This window comes from Rhodopseudomonas sp. G2_2311 (assembly GCF_047501505.1).
Classification (GTDB): domain Bacteria; phylum Pseudomonadota; class Alphaproteobacteria; order Rhizobiales; family Xanthobacteraceae; genus Rhodopseudomonas; species Rhodopseudomonas palustris_H.
Window position 1 is genome coordinate 118,224 of record NZ_JAZDRK010000009.1, and the last position, 13,783, is coordinate 132,006.

Consider the following 13,783-nt stretch of genomic DNA (forward strand, 5'->3'; position numbering starts at 1 on the left):
CGATCATCACCACCGGTACCTGATCCCGGCCAGGACGGTGCGACGGTTGCCGAACTGACAGTAGAACCCCGACGAACAGCTCGAATAGTATTCCTTGTCGAACAGGTTGTTGACATTGAGCGTCAGCGTCGTGCCCTTCAGACTCGGCGCGACGTTCGCAAGGTCGTATTTCAACGCCGCATCCACCACGGTGTAGGCCGGCGTGCGCAGCGTGTTGGCATCGTCGCCGTAGCTGGCCCCGACATGGCGGATACCGCCACCGAATGTCAGACCGGTGACCGGACCGGATTGGAACGTGTAATTCGCCCACATCGAGCCAAAGAAGTCCGGAACGGCCTGCGGCCGGTTGCCAACAATTAGGGCATTCGATGATCGCGCCACCCTTGTGTCGAGGAACGTCAACGCGCCGATCAGCTCGAGGCCGTCGGTAACGTTGCCGCGGGCTTCCAATTCGACGCCCTTGGACCGGACCTCGCCCTGCTGCACGTTGAAGCCCGGCACCGATGACGGGCTCAGCACATTCTGCTGACGGATGTCGAACACCGACGCGGTGAACAGCATCGGCAGGAAGGTCGGCTGATACTTGATGCCGCCCTCGTACTGCTCGGCCGTGGTCGGGATGAACGGCTGCCCGTCGACACCGACGCCAGTGACCGGCTCGAACGACGTTGAATAGCTGACATAGGGCGCGACGCCGCTGTCGAACAGATACAGCAGGCCGGCACGATAAGTGGTCTTGTCGTCCGACTGATTGGAGCGCGAGCCGGCGAGCCGGCTGTCGGTGCTCTGCTCGGCCCAATCGTGACGGACGCCGAGTGTCGCACGCCATCCGCCCAGGCTGATCTGATCCTGCGCGTACAGTCCGGTCTGCCACAGCTTCTGGCCGTTGTCGATCAGCGAGGCGAGCGAGCCGACCGGTTGATTATACACCGGACTAACCACGTTGAGAGCGGTCGCGGCGCCGAGCTGGTAGGTCCAGTTGCTGAGGGTGTTCTGATAATCGACGCCGGTGATGATCTTGTGCTGCAGCGCGCCGGTTGCGAAATCAAACTGGACGCGATTGTCGGTCGACAGCCCGCCGACGTCTTCGATCGAGCGCAATGCCCAGCGCGGGATCGTGCCGGTGGCGGTGAGCGGCGCGTTCATCTGCAGCGACTTGAAGTCGACGTCGACGTGCGAATAGCGCAGGCTCGATTTGACGCTGACGACCTCGTTGAGCCGTTTGTCGAACTGATAGCCGATGCCGTACTGCTCTCGCTCGAACGAGTCGAAGCCAGGATCTCCGACATTGAGCTTGGAGTTCAGGTATGGCCGGTACTGCAGCGGCGCCAGCGAGGTCGGATACAGCGAGTTGAAATAGCCGCCCTTCGGGTCTTTCTGGTAGTAGCTCTGAACGGTGAAGCGCGTGTCCGCATCGGGCGCCCAGGTCAAAGCCGGCGCGACGGCAAAACGCTGCTCGTCGACATTGTCGTAGCGGGTGCCGGAGGTGCGGCCGATCGCGCTCAGGCTGTAGAGCCAATGGCCGTCCTTATCGAGCGCGCCCTGACTGGTGACGCCGGACTGGAAGCGGCCATAGCTGCCGCCTTCGACGCGAACTTCATTGTAGGGCACTGCGCTCGGCATCCGGCTGATCTGATTGACCAAGCCGCCCGGGCTGGTCTGCCCATACAGCACCGCCGAAGGTCCCTTCAGCACCTCGACGCGGTCGAGCAGGAACGGATCGATCGCGGTGTTGGCGAAGGCCTGGCCGCGCGGCAGCTTCAAGCCGTCGAGGAAACTGACGTAGTTGGTCGCGGTGCCGAACGCGCCGAAACCGCGGATGAAGACGCTGTCGAAGCGCGAATTGGTGTCGGCATCCGACAGCACGCCGGCACTATAGCGCAGCGCATTGGCAACGGTCTGAACGTTCTGATCGTCCATCTGGCGCCGCGTGACAGTCGAGATCGACTGCGGCGTTTCCAGCACCGGGGTGTCGGTCTTGGTCGCCGTTGCGGACGTACGGACGACGTAGCGATCCGAGGTGTTGCTGGGGTTGACCGGACGCGCCACCGGCGTCGCCGGTTCGCGCGCCGGGGTCCGTGCCGGCGCGGCGCGTTGAGCTGCGGGGGCCGGCTGGGCGCGGCGCACCGCGCGCCGCTCGGCGGGCTGCACGGTGACCGGCGGCAGCGCCACTGATGCTTCGCTCGCGCTCTGCGCCAGCGCTTCGGAGCCGCCACTCAGCGACAAAGCAATCGCGACGCCGACGACAATCTTGTTCTCGCTTCCCATCCGATATCCCCCAGCTACCTCGTTCCGAGGCCGGCGGGAAATAAACGGGACGGGACCGTCCTGTCCAGACAGATTGCCAAGCGATTGCAAATCTGGGATTGGAATTGCTCGAAACAGTTGCGTCGCCCGAGGCGACGACCAAGGACTTGCATGCCGACTCTGAGCACCGCTTCCAAAGGCGGCCGTCCGCGCAAAAGCGATGTCGAGGCGAAGTCGCTTCACATCATCGAGACGGCGTCGCACCTGTTCGCGCAGCAGGGCTTCGCTGCGACCTCGGTCGAGCAGGTCGTAGCGGCATGCGGCGTCGGCAAGGACACGGTGTATCGACGCTTCCCATCGAAGCTGGCGTTGTTCGAAGGCGTCGTCGAACACGCGCGGGCGCAGACGCTCGCGCACTTCCAGACCACGATGGCGAGCCAGACCGGGGATGCGTTGACGCAACTTCGCGCGGCGGCGCGCTGGCTGCTCGCCACCAACGTCGATCCCACGCTGATCGCGTTCAAGCGCATCGCCTTCAGCGAGGCGATCGTGGTCGGTCAGGCCGTTGCCAATCGTGCCGACGATCCGATCATGGACCGGCTGCTGTCGCTGATCAGCGAGGCGCAGAAGGCCGGCGCCCTCGCCCGTGGCGACGCGCGCTTTCTCGCGGGCCAGCTTCTCAACAGCATCGCAATGGGGCCGATGATCGAGGCGATGCTGGGCGGGACGACATACGCGTCGACCCGTGCCCAGAACGCTTATTTCGACAAGGCCTGGGCGCTGTTTCTGGACGGCGCCGGCACCTGATCGTCGGTTCGGCCAGCTCAGGCCGACTTGATGTAGTCGTGCAGCGCCCGCTGCTCGTGCTCGTATTCGGACAGCCGCGATTTGACGATGTCGCCGATCGAGATCAGGCCGACCACGCGGTCATGTTCCATCACCGGCAGATGCCGAAATTTGCCCGCGGTCATCCGCTCCATGATCTCACCGACGGTGTCGTCCTGACGGCAGGTGAACACGTCGCGCGTCATCACCGCGCCGATCGGCTCATCCAGCGCAGCCGGTCCGCGGTCGGCGAGCACACGAACCACGTCGCGCTCCGACAGGATGCCTTCGAGCCGCGTGCCGTGCATCACCAGCACGGCTCCGATCCGGCGCTCGGCTAGTGTCTTCACCGCGGACGCGAGCCGTGCCGCGGCTTCGACGGTGTGGATGTAACGGCCCTTGGATTCCAGAATCGCACGCACGGTCATGGTCGCCTCCCATAACGCCGCCTGTCGAGCCCGGCGGCTGTTGTTGTGACACTTGCAGCGGATCAGTCACGGCGATGCGTGGAATGGACGCTCGACAGAATCAGCGGGCAAAGCGCGGCGCCGTTTCCCATTCCCAGCCCGGCGCAAATCAGCGCCAGGTGCGATGACACCGCAACAATGCGGCGATTCAGCGATAGATGCTAATTGTTCGCAACTGCGAAGAGCTGCTGCAGCGCGTCAGGCGCGCGCCTCAGGGACGCGCGGCACCGGATCGAACAACGAGAACAGTAGCAGCCCGGCGAAGAAGCCGCCGATATGCGCCTGCCAGGCAACGCTGGCGCCCTCGTTGCCGATCGCGATCGAGCCGATCCCGAAGATGATGTTGATGCCGAACCAGATCCCGAGGAACGCCAGCACCCGCGGGTCGCGCAGCGCCCTCAGCAGCGGCTGCGCCGGTACCTTCGCCGCCGCATCGGCATCGCCGCGGCGCAGCGACAGGAAGCTGCCGCGGACGAACGCGAAACGGATCGCTGCCGCCATCGCGCCGGACACGGAGGCCGAGGCGCCGATCATCGGGGCAACGTCGTGGGAATGGGTGAGCAAATGCGCGAACGCGCCGGCCGCCGCCGTCACCGCCATGAACACGAAGAACCGCAGGCTGCCGAACCGCCGCGCCAGCGCGCTACCAAACGGCAGCAACCACAGCACGTTGAATACGATGTGGCTGAGATTAGCGTGCAGCAGCGAGTAAGTAACGAAGGTCCAGATCTTCGCCCCGGTGCCGCCGGGGAACGGCGAGTCGAGCAGCGTCTGCTCGTAGCGCATCGGGATGAAGCCGAACATCTCGATGGTCCAGTATTCGAACTCCGGCGACAGCAGCGTGCGCAGATGGATCACTGCCAGCAGCGCCACGTAGGCGGTCACCGCCCCGGGCAGCGTCAGAATCGGCTCGCGCTGCGGCTGCGGCGGCTCCGGCGGCAACGACGACGATACGAGCGGAGAATCCAACGGCTTGCGACCTGCTGCGAGCGGCTCGGGCGAGCGATCCGCACCCTTAGAGCATTTTCCGGCAAAGTGGAATTCGGGGAGCGGCGGCGGCGCCCGTTCGGCCGGCGCCGGGGTGCCAAAGGACCGCCCGCCCAAACGGAAAAGGGAGAGGCCCTGAGAAAGCCTCTCCCCCCGGTCCGTGCCAGCAGCGTTCAAATCGGACGAGCCCGCGTGTCCGATCCGTCGGCCGGCCTGTTTTTCAGCCACCCTGTAACTCGACCAACGCGGGCGGTCTGGAGTCGCCAACGTTGGAATGCCGACAGCGTAGCGGTGGTTCCCGCGCACGCAACGCCATAGTTAATTTAACCTTAACGACGCAAAGCCGGGTATGACCGCGCCATTCGCGCCGGCCGGCATGGACGCTGCAGTAGGCCTCCTGCACAACACTGTGGGAGCGTCGCGCCGGGCGATTTCGGGACAGTCCTGTCCCAATGCCGCCTGCGCGCGACGACCGTGAACCAAGGTCGTCCATGAAGCATCCGTCGAGCCAGGCGTTCTTCGCCTATTGGGACAAGCAACGCGACGGCGCCGCTGCCCCCGATCGCAGCGCGATCGAGCCGGATGTGTTGCGCAGCCTGCTCGGCGACATGTTCGTGGTGTCGTGCGACGCGCCCGGATACCCGTTCCGGTTCGCCGGTACCCGGCTGAACGCCCTGCTCGGCCGTGAGCTCAAGGGCGAGAAACTGACCAACCAGTTCATGCTGGAACAGCGGCGCTCAATCGAACAGGTGCTGGACATCGTATCAGGAGATACCGTCGCGGTGGTCGCCGGTATCCTCGCCACCGCGCCGAATGCGACGCCGGTCACGCTGGAGCTGCTGCTCCTCCCATTCGCCCGACGCCCCCACACGCCCCTGAGCGCCACCGGCCTCCTAACCCCCCTCGCCACCCGAGTGATCGGACCGCTGACGAGCCTGCGGCTGACCTCATGGCGAACGGTCGGCCAGCAGCCGCGCCGCTTCCCGCCCCGCAAGCTGCGGAAGTTCCAGGTTATCCGGGGACTGACGGTCTACGAGGGCAGCCGCGGCGACTCGGCATAATCCGGCGCGAGCCGTGGGATCGTCAGGTTGGGCTGACGCTCGACCGCCGTTGCGGCGAAGCCACCGCGGTCGGTCTTGTAGCAGGCGCAGGCACGCAGCATCAGACCGTCCACATCGGTGATCGCAAGCCGCCCACGGCTGTAGCGGATCAGTCCCTGCTGCTGCAGCGCGTGAGCGATCAGCGAAATCGTGTTGCGCTTAACGCCGAGCATTTGCGCCATCAGATCCTGACCGAGCTGCATGCAATCGCTGCCAGCCATATCGCGCGATTGCAGCAGGCGGCGACACAGGCGCGCTTCGGCCGAGTGAGCGGCGTTACATGCCGCCACCCGTTCGGCCCTTACGGCGCGGATCCATTGATAGCGGAGCAACAGACTGCGCAGCGACGAACTGTGGTCGACTGCGTAGCGGAAGTGCATTACCTCGATTGCGGAGGCAGTCGTCGGATAGCGAACCACGGCGCCGGCAGTCGCCACCGTCTCGTGCGCCGCCTCAGCCCCGACCGCGCCGTCCCGGCCGATCGCCGCGAGCTCGATTGCCTCGTCCTTGCCGAGGCCGATCACGCTGGAGATGATGCCGCCGTGAGGGAAAATCGCCTGTTCAAGCGGCGCCCCCGCCTCGACCAGAACCTGACCGAATTTCAGGTCGATCGTGCGAAGATGGGGACGCAGCAGTTCAAAATCCGCCGCCGGCAAAGCCGCAAGCAGGTCGTTTGCTGATTGACTGCAGGCCATGGCTCCGCCCCGCAAATTGGCGCGGCGTAGCGCACCTGGCTACGCCCCGGCCCTTTTAATAAGCCGCTGCAATTGCGGCTCCCCGGGAACTTTAATCCTTCGCCCTCCGCGCAAAGTCCACTTCGTACGACTACGCGGCAAACACCGGGCCAACGACGAAACAGGATCGAACAAAGCGGATTTCAGCGCGATCGGACGCGGCCTGAAGCACCCATCGGCCTCGCCACATGGCCTTTCAGATGGGGGCGAGTTGTTACTTGAAGACCCTGCAAAGTGATCTATCGATCGCATGTCATCTCAACCGTTGCGCCCACAACCCAATCTGCGACGCGAACAGTCGGCACAACCAAGGACGGCGGTCTGCTAACGAGCCGTTAACCGTGCCGGCCGTAGGCTGGAAGCTACGGCAGCGCACCGGCCAGCGGAAATCCAGTTTTGTTGTTGCAGAACCCCAAAAGCCAGCCGGCGACGCTCGAGCGTCGTCGTTTCCAGCGGGTGAAAGTTCACCTGCTCGGACGCTACATGCTGCCCGACCGCCGTGAATTTCCGTGCCAGGTAATCAACATGTCGCCCGGCGGACTGGCCCTGTTGGCGCCGGGGATCGGCAATGTCGGCGACCGCGTGATCGCCTATCTCGACCATGTCGGTCGCGTCGAAGGCAAGATCACCCGTATCATCGACAATGGCTTTGCGATGACTCTGGCCGCAACGCCGCGTAAGCGCGATAAGCTCGCGGCCCAGCTCACCTGGCTCGCCAATCGCGACATTCTCAATCTGCCGGAAGATCGCCGCCACGACCGTATCGTGCCGCGCAACCCGATCGCCGTGCTGACGCTCGACGACGGCAGCCGGATGAGTTGCCGCATCATCGACATGTCGCGCTCCGGCGCCGCCATTGCCGCAGAGCAGCGTCCCCCGCTAAACTCGCAGGTGCTGCTCGGCCGCGTCGCTTCCCGCGTCGTTCGTCACCTCGACGATGGCTTCGCGCTGGAGTTCGTGCACGAGCAGCTCGAAGAAACGCTCGAAGACAGCGTTACCGCGCGGTGAACAGAACGCAGCGATCCACAGCCGCGTAGCACCTCGCTTTCCCGGCGCTTGCCACCTTTTCTCGCCTCAACATCACTCGGAGCCGGACGCTCCGGCCGGTTAATCCGCGCCGCGCAACGACGCGAAACTGCGCGTGCCGCAGCGATGCGCGCGTTAATAGATCAAATTTGACTCAATTGCCGATATCTCGAATTTTACGCAAATTCGATTCAAGTATAGATCGAATGTGCCGACAGTTTTACTTGTATTCGTCTCGACTTTACTTCGACGACTTAGCGGCCGTGCAAAGCGTTTGTGCAAATGATGGTCCCAACAAGAAACGGGGGCCACAATGTCGGGCAACAGGGGATTTCGGGGGCTTGCGGTGATTGCCGCCGTCGTCGCACTGACCGCGACGGCGCAAGCCGAAGACAGAGTTCGCTACGCCAGCGTCGGCGACGAGACGCGTGCACCGATCGGTTGGATCGAGTTCTGCTCGGACAATCCGGTGGAGTGCCGCGGCAGCCGAAGCCAGGCACGGGACATCGTGCTGACGCAGACTGCTTGGCAGGATCTACTGAAGGTCAACCGCTGGGTCAACGACACGATCAAGCCGCTGACCGACATGGACCACTGGGGCGTGATCGAAAAGTGGTCGCTGCCGACCGACGGTTACGGCGATTGCGAAGACTACGTGCTGCTGAAGCGCAAGATGCTGATCGACGCCGGCTGGCCGCGTGAAGCGCTGCTGATCACCGTGGTCCGCGACAAGAAGAACGAAGGTCACGCGGTGCTGACGGTGAAGACCGACAAGGGCGAGTTCATCCTCGACAACCAGAACGAGGAAGTCGTCGCCTGGACCGAGACTGGCTACCGCTTCGTCAAGCGGCAGTCGCAGAGCGATCCCAATGCCTGGGTCGCCCTCGGCGACGGTCGCCCGGCAATCGCAACCGCGAGCGCCAAGCAGCGCTGAGCCTCAGACGCCCACAGGAGAAACGCGACCCGGTCGAATCCCCACCCCTCCCCGTCCCAGACCGGATCGTGCGCGGCCAGCCTTCCCCCAAAGGCTGGCCGCACCCCATTTGGGGCACAGTCATAACCGGCTGAGTGGGCGATCAGGGCTCGTCGAGCACCCGCAACATCGCTTCCTTGGTTCGATTCTTCAGCATCTCAAGCTTGGCCTTGACGTCGTTGAGCGCCTCCGCATCAAAGTCGCTGAAGATATACGCATGCAGGGCCTCCCAACGCGGCGATAGACGGTCGATCTTGGTGCGCGCTTCATCGGACAACGACATCAGCACCACGCGAGCATCTTCCGTCGAGGGTGCCCGATTGAGCAGCCCCATCCGCTCGAGGATCTTGGTTTGAGTTGTGACGAAGGTCGAGACGGCGTGGATCTTGTGAGACACGTCGCCGACGGACACGCCATTTCCCTGGTCGAGATCGGCGATCGCCATCAAGATCAGCCACTGCGAGCCGCTGATTCCGAACAGCTTGGCCCACGCGCGGCGCATGTCCTCGAGATTGTTGCTGATCGAGACGAAATCCCAAATCACCTGGTGAGACACGCCAAAATCTCGGTGCGCGCACGCTTGTGAAGCACCGGGCGGCTCCTCGGCCCCCACTGCCTGAAGCGGCTGCCTCACCAACGACGGCAGCGTAACGGCTTCGTCGTGATGCTGCTCCGTAGTCCGATGCGGCATTCCCCGCCCCTCCGAATCATCCCGAAACGTCTTTTTTTGTTTGTCGACTCGGACGAACCCGAAATCGCGGCGCAGCCGTGATTGCGTTATGTACCCAAACTTGAGCTGAGACCAAAGGTGCCAATTCCGTTCCAGTCGTACGTTTGTTCGCCGTCCCCACCTCTAGCGGCAGCTGCGATGGCCTGAAAACAAAGCCTTTTCAAGCCTCTCGCGACTGACAGTCGAGCACGTTGCCGGCAGCAACCAAGTCCGGATCGCGGAATTTGGACGTGACAGAATCGTGACACCCTGTTGCCTCAATACCACAGTTTTGTCCGATGACATCGCACTCCTTTGTTCGATCCTTCCGTTAGCTATGTTTGTTATGTATCTAGTTCCCTGACGGAGGGGGGCAACCTCGAAGTCGTCCCGGCTCAAACTGCTCAACGCTGTGGCATCGAGCAGTCGGGTTCACGGGCGGGCTCGTACCGGAACAAAGTACCGGTCGGCATGCCCTTCGAAGGCAAACTTGGAGGTTTACGATGAATTTTGCGAAGAGCCTTATGCTCGGTGGTGCGGCGCTCCTCGTCGCCACCGCTGGTGCGCAGGCGGCCGATCTTCCGCTCAAGGCCAAGGCGGTCGAATACGTGAAGGTCTGCTCGCTGTACGGCGCCGGCTTCTACTACATCCCGGGCACCGATACCTGCATCAAGCTCGGCGGCTACATCCGCGCCGAGTACGCGTTCAACGCTGGCGGCATGACGGAAACTCCGTCGTGGAACGGCAGCGCCGGTCAGGGCAACCGGCTTGCCAACAACACCATCTATCGTTCGCGCGCCGACCTGAACATCGACACCCGCACTGCGACCGAATACGGCGTGGTTCGCACCTACTTCGACTCGGTGTTCACCTGGACCACCGGCAGCGACACCGTCGCCAACGGCAGCCTCGGCGTGTACTTCGCGTTCGTGCAGTTCGCCGGCTTCACCTTCGGTAAGGCGGTCTCGCAGTTCTCGACCCCGTGGAACGGCAGCCCGGGCAACATCGGCTCGAACCTGCTCGGCGGCGACGATACCTCGACCGGCGTCAATCAGGTCAGCTACACTGCTGAATTCGGCAATGGCGTGTCGGCCTCGATCAGCCTCGAAGACCAGTCGGGTTACCGCTGGGCGCAGGGCCCGTCGAGCTCGACCATCACCGTGCTGAACGTGACCCCGGGCCTCGGCTCGGCGGCCAACTGGCTCAGCGGCTTCGCCAGCGGCGCGACCAACTACACCGCCGGCACCAGCATTCCGGACATCGTCGGCAAGGTTCGTGTTGACCAGGCCTGGGGCCTCTTCCAGGTGTCGGCGGCGGCGCATCAGATCCGCGCCAGCTACTACGATCCGAGCAATGAGACCTCCGGCCATCCCAGCGACAAGTGGGGCTACGCAGTTCTCGCCGCCCTGTCGCTCAAGAATCTGCCGACCGGCCCGGGCGACTCGATCAACCTCGACGCGACCTATGCTGATGGTGCGATCCGCTACGTGATCGGCGGCACCAGCCCGAACTACTTCTCGATCTTCGGCAACAACGCCGATGGCGTTGCCTATCAGACCCTGGGTATCGGTACGGCTGTCGACGGCGTGTTCGTCAACGGTGGCGGGATCGAAACCACCAAGGCCTGGGGTATCCGCGGTTCGTTTAACCACAACTGGAACCCGAACTGGGCGACCTCGATCTTCGGTTCGTACTCGTCGGTTGACTACGGCAGCACCGGTGGTGCTCTCTACACCGCAGCTCTGTTCAATCGTGTTGGCGGCAACTTCACCGGCAATCCGAACTTCAACATCGCTCAGATCGGCACCCGCACCTCGTGGACCCCGGTCAAGAACCTGACGTTCTCGGGCGAAGTGATGTGGACCCGTCTCGACCAGAACTACACCGGTTTCACCGGTTCGGTTTCGCCGGGCGGCACCAAGCCGACCGCCGTGTACCAGTTCAAGGATCAGGACACTGTGGTGGGCGCGGTTCGCGTCCAGCGCACCTTCTAAGCTAACACGAAAGGAACTTGTAAACCTCCAAGGAACCTCCGGCGATGCCCCGCCGGAGGTTTTCCTTTTTGGAGGCTTCAGTTCCGGCGCGTAGAGTTAGCTCCGTGCTGGGACAGCCTCATCAAGTCATGCAGCAGTTGTCGCGCGCGAACCTTGAACTGCCGCTTTGTCTTCCGGAACGTTTTCTTGCCTTGGAACTTGACGTCGCGGAGACAACGCGATGCGCAAGTTGATCGGCTTTGACGGCGACACGCTCGACAAGCTTACACAGCTCGGCCGCGATCGAATGGCGACACTCCAAGAGCTCGCCGACGAGGCGTTCGCCGACCTACTGAAGAAGCACGGCGTGCCGATCGACTTAAAGGATGCGCTGCGTAAGAGCGCAGCGCCGGGTCAGCATCGCAAACATTAAGGAGCAGCCAATGTCCGCCGACCCGGATCCGTTCACGCTAGGCGAACGCGCAGCGCGCGAGAACATTCCCGCGGAAGCCAATCCCTATCACGAGGGCAGCGAAGAACACGCGCTGTGGTCGGCCGGGCATGAGCGCGTTGCGACCGCACGCGAAGCGAACGAGTCCGAAGGAACGTGACGAAAGCTGGCGGCGAGGGCCGCGGCTCCGCTCACCCGATCTTCTTAAGCCCCTTGGCGTAGCGCTGGCCATTGGCGACGTAAAAGCCGGCGCCCGCCAGCATCGCCTGGACCTGTTCGGGGGTGAGCGTTCGCGCGACCTTGGCCGGCGCCCCGAGAATCAGAGAGTTTTCTGGAAACGACTTGCCTTCAGTGACCACAGCGCCTGCCCCGACAACGCAGCCACGCGCCAGCTTAGCGCCATTCATTACGATCGCACCCATCCCGATTAGAACGCTGTCCTCGATGGTGCAGCCGTGCAGGATGACGTTGTGGCCGATGGTGCAGCCCTTGCCGACCTTGAGCGGAAAGCCCGGATCGGTGTGGCAGGTCGTGCCGTCCTGAATGTTGGAGCCCTCTCCGATCTCGATCCATTCGTTGTCGCCGCGCAAAACGGCGCCAAACCAGACTGAGACCGAACTACCGAGGCGAACCCTGCCGACTACCGACGCGCTGTCAGCGATGAAGTAATTTCCATCTGCCGGAAGATCCGGCCGCTGTCCGTCGAGTTCGTAGATCGCCATCGCTGTCTCCTGTACCCGCTCCGTCATGACAATGCAGCGGCCTCGACGCAATGGTTTTCAGGCAAACACTCCGAGCGCCTGCAACATCATCAGAACCACGGTTCCTGACATCAGGCTCCAGAACCCAGCCAGCAGAGTCGCCAGCATCACGAATTGCGCGCGCCAGAGATCGGAGGTGCGCGGCCCGGTCAGCGTGTTGCGCATGATGATGAACGGTGCTGCGAACATCAGAAACGGCAGTGCCGCAAAGCTCTGCGGGACCACGCCCTGCTGCAGCAGACTAAAGCCGGCCGGGCGCTGCGCCATCGCCTGATAGGCGCTGGTCAGCGCGCCCGCCACGGCAAATCCGATCAGAAGCGAGAACAGATTGTTGAAGGCATCAGGGGACATCGGCAGCTTCCAGATCGATGGGGCTGCCTAAGGTGTCGCAAAAACCGGCGCCGGAGGCTACGCCAAGCTTAAGAAACGGTTAACATGCAGCGGAAGAATTGCAGGCGTGCTTGGCACAATCCGGTTCGGCACTGATTCGGTACGTGGCATAGTCCGACTGATTCGTGGTGTCGGATGTCTGCGTTGTCATGACTTTGGTATCGTCGCTTCCGGGACGTCCGCGCGATTCCCGCGCCCGGCGCAATCATTCCCGCGTCCCGTTGATGATCGGCGGTGCGATCGGCGCGGCCTCGATTGCGGCTGTTGCCTATCTGCTGTGGCCGACTTGGCACGTGCAGACGGCCGGTGATCCGGATCGCACCCCGGTGACCATTGGCGACACGCTGTTCAATGTGCCGACCAAGGCATTTCGGGTGAAGTATCAACGCCGCTCCGGGCCGCAGGAGCGCGTCGACCTCGCGTTCCTGTATCCGTCACTGCTGCCGCCAGAGCGCGCGACGCATAAGACGGCAGAGGAAATCGCCGAATTTCAGCCGATCGATCGGATTTTCGTCTCGATCGCCGCGCACCAGGACACGCTGGCGCCTGAGACACGGCTGCGCACGATCTATCCCCGCTATCTCGCGCCGGTCGCTCCGCAGACCACGGATGGGCTGACAATGCGCCCGTTCCTGGAAAGCTCACCTTACGCGAACGAGGATCTGTTCGTAGCTACGGAGCAGCCTGAACTGGCCGCGCGCTGCACGCGAGATCGGCAAACGCCGGGAATGTGCCTCAGCGAAATGCGGATCGAAGGCGCCGACCTCACCTTCAGGTTTCCGCGACAATGGCTGACGGAGTGGCGGAACGTCGCCCACGCGATCTCGCAGCTCGTCGCGCAGATGCATGTGCGCGGCTGAGGCGACAGATCCGGTTACTCGACGTCGGCCAGGTCGTCTTCCAGGATCGCCATCTGGAACTGGAAAGAGCGATCGTCGTCCTCGTCGTCCACGAACAGCACGCCGATGAACTCCTCGCCGATATAGACCTCGGCCGAATCTTCCTTCTTCGGACGCGGCACCACGCGGATTTTCGGATTGCCGAACACCCGCTTGAGATAGGCATCGAGTTTTCTGACTTCCTGAACGTCCACGGTAATCTCCAATTCATCTGGGCGATGGCTGGCGCAGCGCCGACGGT

General features: G+C 63.2%; 16 protein-coding genes. 8 read left to right on the plus strand and 8 right to left on the minus strand.

The window, feature by feature from the left end; genetic code table 11:
• Nucleotides 1–6: 6 nt before the first annotated feature.
• The gene (locus VRZ08_RS14140; protein ID WP_414532935.1) at nucleotides 7–2,268 is read right to left on the minus strand and encodes a TonB-dependent siderophore receptor; all 2,262 of its coding nucleotides are present in this window, start codon (nucleotides 2,266–2,268) and stop codon (nucleotides 7–9) included.
• 150 nt (nucleotides 2,269–2,418) lie between these two features.
• On the opposite strand from VRZ08_RS14140, the gene VRZ08_RS14145 reads away from it, so the two are divergent.
• Complete coding sequence (locus VRZ08_RS14145; protein WP_414532936.1) at nucleotides 2,419–3,054, plus strand: TetR/AcrR family transcriptional regulator; 636 nt, start codon at nucleotides 2,419–2,421, stop codon at nucleotides 3,052–3,054.
• A gap of 17 nt (nucleotides 3,055–3,071) precedes the next feature.
• Here VRZ08_RS14145 and VRZ08_RS14150 read toward each other — a convergent pair whose 3' ends face one another.
• Both VRZ08_RS14150 and VRZ08_RS14155 read right to left on the minus strand, forming a co-directional pair.
• On the minus strand, nucleotides 3,072–3,500 hold the full coding sequence (locus tag VRZ08_RS14150) for a CBS domain-containing protein (protein ID WP_107345208.1): 429 nt from the start codon (nucleotides 3,498–3,500) through the stop codon (nucleotides 3,072–3,074).
• 237 nt (nucleotides 3,501–3,737) lie between these two features.
• Nucleotides 3,738–4,508, minus strand: a complete 771-nt coding sequence (locus VRZ08_RS14155; protein ID WP_164636975.1) for a rhomboid family intramembrane serine protease — start codon at nucleotides 4,506–4,508, stop codon at nucleotides 3,738–3,740.
• Between the two features lie 509 nt (nucleotides 4,509–5,017).
• On the opposite strand from VRZ08_RS14155, the gene VRZ08_RS14160 reads away from it, so the two are divergent.
• The gene (locus tag VRZ08_RS14160) at nucleotides 5,018–5,587 is read left to right on the plus strand and encodes a PAS domain-containing protein (RefSeq protein WP_414532937.1); all 570 of its coding nucleotides are present in this window, start codon (nucleotides 5,018–5,020) and stop codon (nucleotides 5,585–5,587) included.
• Here VRZ08_RS14160 and VRZ08_RS14165 read toward each other — a convergent pair.
• Nucleotides 5,557–6,321, minus strand: coding sequence for a Crp/Fnr family transcriptional regulator (locus tag VRZ08_RS14165; RefSeq protein ID WP_107345211.1), 765 nt, complete (start codon nucleotides 6,319–6,321; stop codon nucleotides 5,557–5,559). The genes VRZ08_RS14160 and VRZ08_RS14165 overlap by 31 nt on opposite strands.
• Nucleotides 6,322–6,756: 435 nt before the next feature.
• Here VRZ08_RS14165 and VRZ08_RS14170 point away from each other — a divergent pair, with 435 nt between their 5' ends.
• Nucleotides 6,757–7,368 carry a PilZ domain-containing protein gene (locus tag VRZ08_RS14170; RefSeq protein ID WP_408016670.1) on the plus strand — a complete coding sequence of 204 codons (612 nt, stop codon included), beginning with the start codon at nucleotides 6,757–6,759 and terminating at the stop codon, nucleotides 7,366–7,368.
• A 331-nt stretch (nucleotides 7,369–7,699) separates the two neighbouring features.
• Nucleotides 7,700–8,320 carry a transglutaminase-like cysteine peptidase gene (locus VRZ08_RS14175; RefSeq protein ID WP_264052785.1) on the plus strand — a complete coding sequence of 207 codons (621 nt, stop codon included), beginning with the start codon at nucleotides 7,700–7,702 and terminating at the stop codon, nucleotides 8,318–8,320.
• Between the two features lie 142 nt (nucleotides 8,321–8,462).
• On the opposite strand, the gene VRZ08_RS14180 is transcribed toward VRZ08_RS14175, so the two are convergent.
• Entirely contained in the window at nucleotides 8,463–9,050 is a 588-nt protein-coding gene (locus VRZ08_RS14180; protein ID WP_414532938.1) for a MarR family winged helix-turn-helix transcriptional regulator, read from the minus strand.
• A gap of 521 nt (nucleotides 9,051–9,571) precedes the next feature.
• Between VRZ08_RS14180 and VRZ08_RS14185 the strand changes: the two genes are divergently transcribed.
• From VRZ08_RS14185 to VRZ08_RS14195, 3 genes are all read left to right on the plus strand, one after another.
• A complete protein-coding gene (locus VRZ08_RS14185) occupies nucleotides 9,572–11,062 on the plus strand; it encodes a porin (protein WP_414532939.1) in 1,491 nt (496 codons plus the stop codon).
• A 220-nt stretch (nucleotides 11,063–11,282) separates the two neighbouring features.
• Complete coding sequence (locus tag VRZ08_RS14190) at nucleotides 11,283–11,474, plus strand: hypothetical protein (RefSeq protein WP_107356255.1); 192 nt, start codon at nucleotides 11,283–11,285, stop codon at nucleotides 11,472–11,474.
• Between the two features lie 10 nt (nucleotides 11,475–11,484).
• Nucleotides 11,485–11,652 carry a hypothetical protein gene (locus VRZ08_RS14195; RefSeq protein ID WP_263989031.1) on the plus strand — a complete coding sequence of 56 codons (168 nt, stop codon included), beginning with the start codon at nucleotides 11,485–11,487 and terminating at the stop codon, nucleotides 11,650–11,652.
• 31 nt (nucleotides 11,653–11,683) lie between these two features.
• Here VRZ08_RS14195 and VRZ08_RS14200 read toward each other — a convergent pair whose 3' ends face one another.
• Complete coding sequence (locus tag VRZ08_RS14200; RefSeq protein ID WP_263989033.1) at nucleotides 11,684–12,214, minus strand: gamma carbonic anhydrase family protein; 531 nt, start codon at nucleotides 12,212–12,214, stop codon at nucleotides 11,684–11,686.
• A 57-nt stretch (nucleotides 12,215–12,271) separates the two neighbouring features.
• Nucleotides 12,272–12,604 carry a DUF6949 family protein gene (locus tag VRZ08_RS14205; RefSeq protein WP_414532940.1) on the minus strand — a complete coding sequence of 111 codons (333 nt, stop codon included), beginning with the start codon at nucleotides 12,602–12,604 and terminating at the stop codon, nucleotides 12,272–12,274.
• A 188-nt stretch (nucleotides 12,605–12,792) separates the two neighbouring features.
• On the opposite strand from VRZ08_RS14205, the gene VRZ08_RS14210 reads away from it, so the two are divergent.
• Nucleotides 12,793–13,503 carry a hypothetical protein gene (locus VRZ08_RS14210; protein ID WP_414532941.1) on the plus strand — a complete coding sequence of 237 codons (711 nt, stop codon included), beginning with the start codon at nucleotides 12,793–12,795 and terminating at the stop codon, nucleotides 13,501–13,503.
• A 14-nt stretch (nucleotides 13,504–13,517) separates the two neighbouring features.
• On the opposite strand, the gene VRZ08_RS14215 is transcribed toward VRZ08_RS14210, so the two are convergent.
• Entirely contained in the window at nucleotides 13,518–13,736 is a 219-nt protein-coding gene (locus VRZ08_RS14215; RefSeq protein WP_012496853.1) for a DUF3126 family protein, read from the minus strand.
• Between the last annotated feature and the right edge of the window lie 47 nt (nucleotides 13,737–13,783).

Bases quoted from the DNA above. Each gene is read 5' to 3' on its own strand.
- VRZ08_RS14140 (WP_414532935.1), bottom strand. From the start codon at position 2,268: ATGGGAAGCGAGAACAAGATTGTCGTCGGCGTCGCGATTGCTTTGTCG.
- VRZ08_RS14145 (WP_414532936.1), top strand. From the start codon at position 2,419: ATGCCGACTCTGAGCACCGCTTCCAAAGGCGGCCGTCCGCGCAAAAGC.
- VRZ08_RS14150 (WP_107345208.1), bottom strand. From the start codon at position 3,500: ATGACCGTGCGTGCGATTCTGGAATCCAAGGGCCGTTACATCCACACC.
- VRZ08_RS14160 (WP_414532937.1), top strand. From the start codon at position 5,018: ATGAAGCATCCGTCGAGCCAGGCGTTCTTCGCCTATTGGGACAAGCAA.
- VRZ08_RS14165 (WP_107345211.1), bottom strand. From the start codon at position 6,321: ATGGCCTGCAGTCAATCAGCAAACGACCTGCTTGCGGCTTTGCCGGCG.
- VRZ08_RS14175 (WP_264052785.1), top strand. From the start codon at position 7,700: ATGTCGGGCAACAGGGGATTTCGGGGGCTTGCGGTGATTGCCGCCGTC.
- VRZ08_RS14180 (WP_414532938.1), bottom strand. From the start codon at position 9,050: ATGCCGCATCGGACTACGGAGCAGCATCACGACGAAGCCGTTACGCTG.
- VRZ08_RS14185 (WP_414532939.1), top strand. From the start codon at position 9,572: ATGAATTTTGCGAAGAGCCTTATGCTCGGTGGTGCGGCGCTCCTCGTC.
- VRZ08_RS14190 (WP_107356255.1), top strand. From the start codon at position 11,283: ATGCGCAAGTTGATCGGCTTTGACGGCGACACGCTCGACAAGCTTACA.
- VRZ08_RS14195 (WP_263989031.1), top strand. From the start codon at position 11,485: ATGTCCGCCGACCCGGATCCGTTCACGCTAGGCGAACGCGCAGCGCGC.
- VRZ08_RS14200 (WP_263989033.1), bottom strand. From the start codon at position 12,214: ATGGCGATCTACGAACTCGACGGACAGCGGCCGGATCTTCCGGCAGAT.
- VRZ08_RS14205 (WP_414532940.1), bottom strand. From the start codon at position 12,604: ATGTCCCCTGATGCCTTCAACAATCTGTTCTCGCTTCTGATCGGATTT.
- VRZ08_RS14210 (WP_414532941.1), top strand. From the start codon at position 12,793: ATGACTTTGGTATCGTCGCTTCCGGGACGTCCGCGCGATTCCCGCGCC.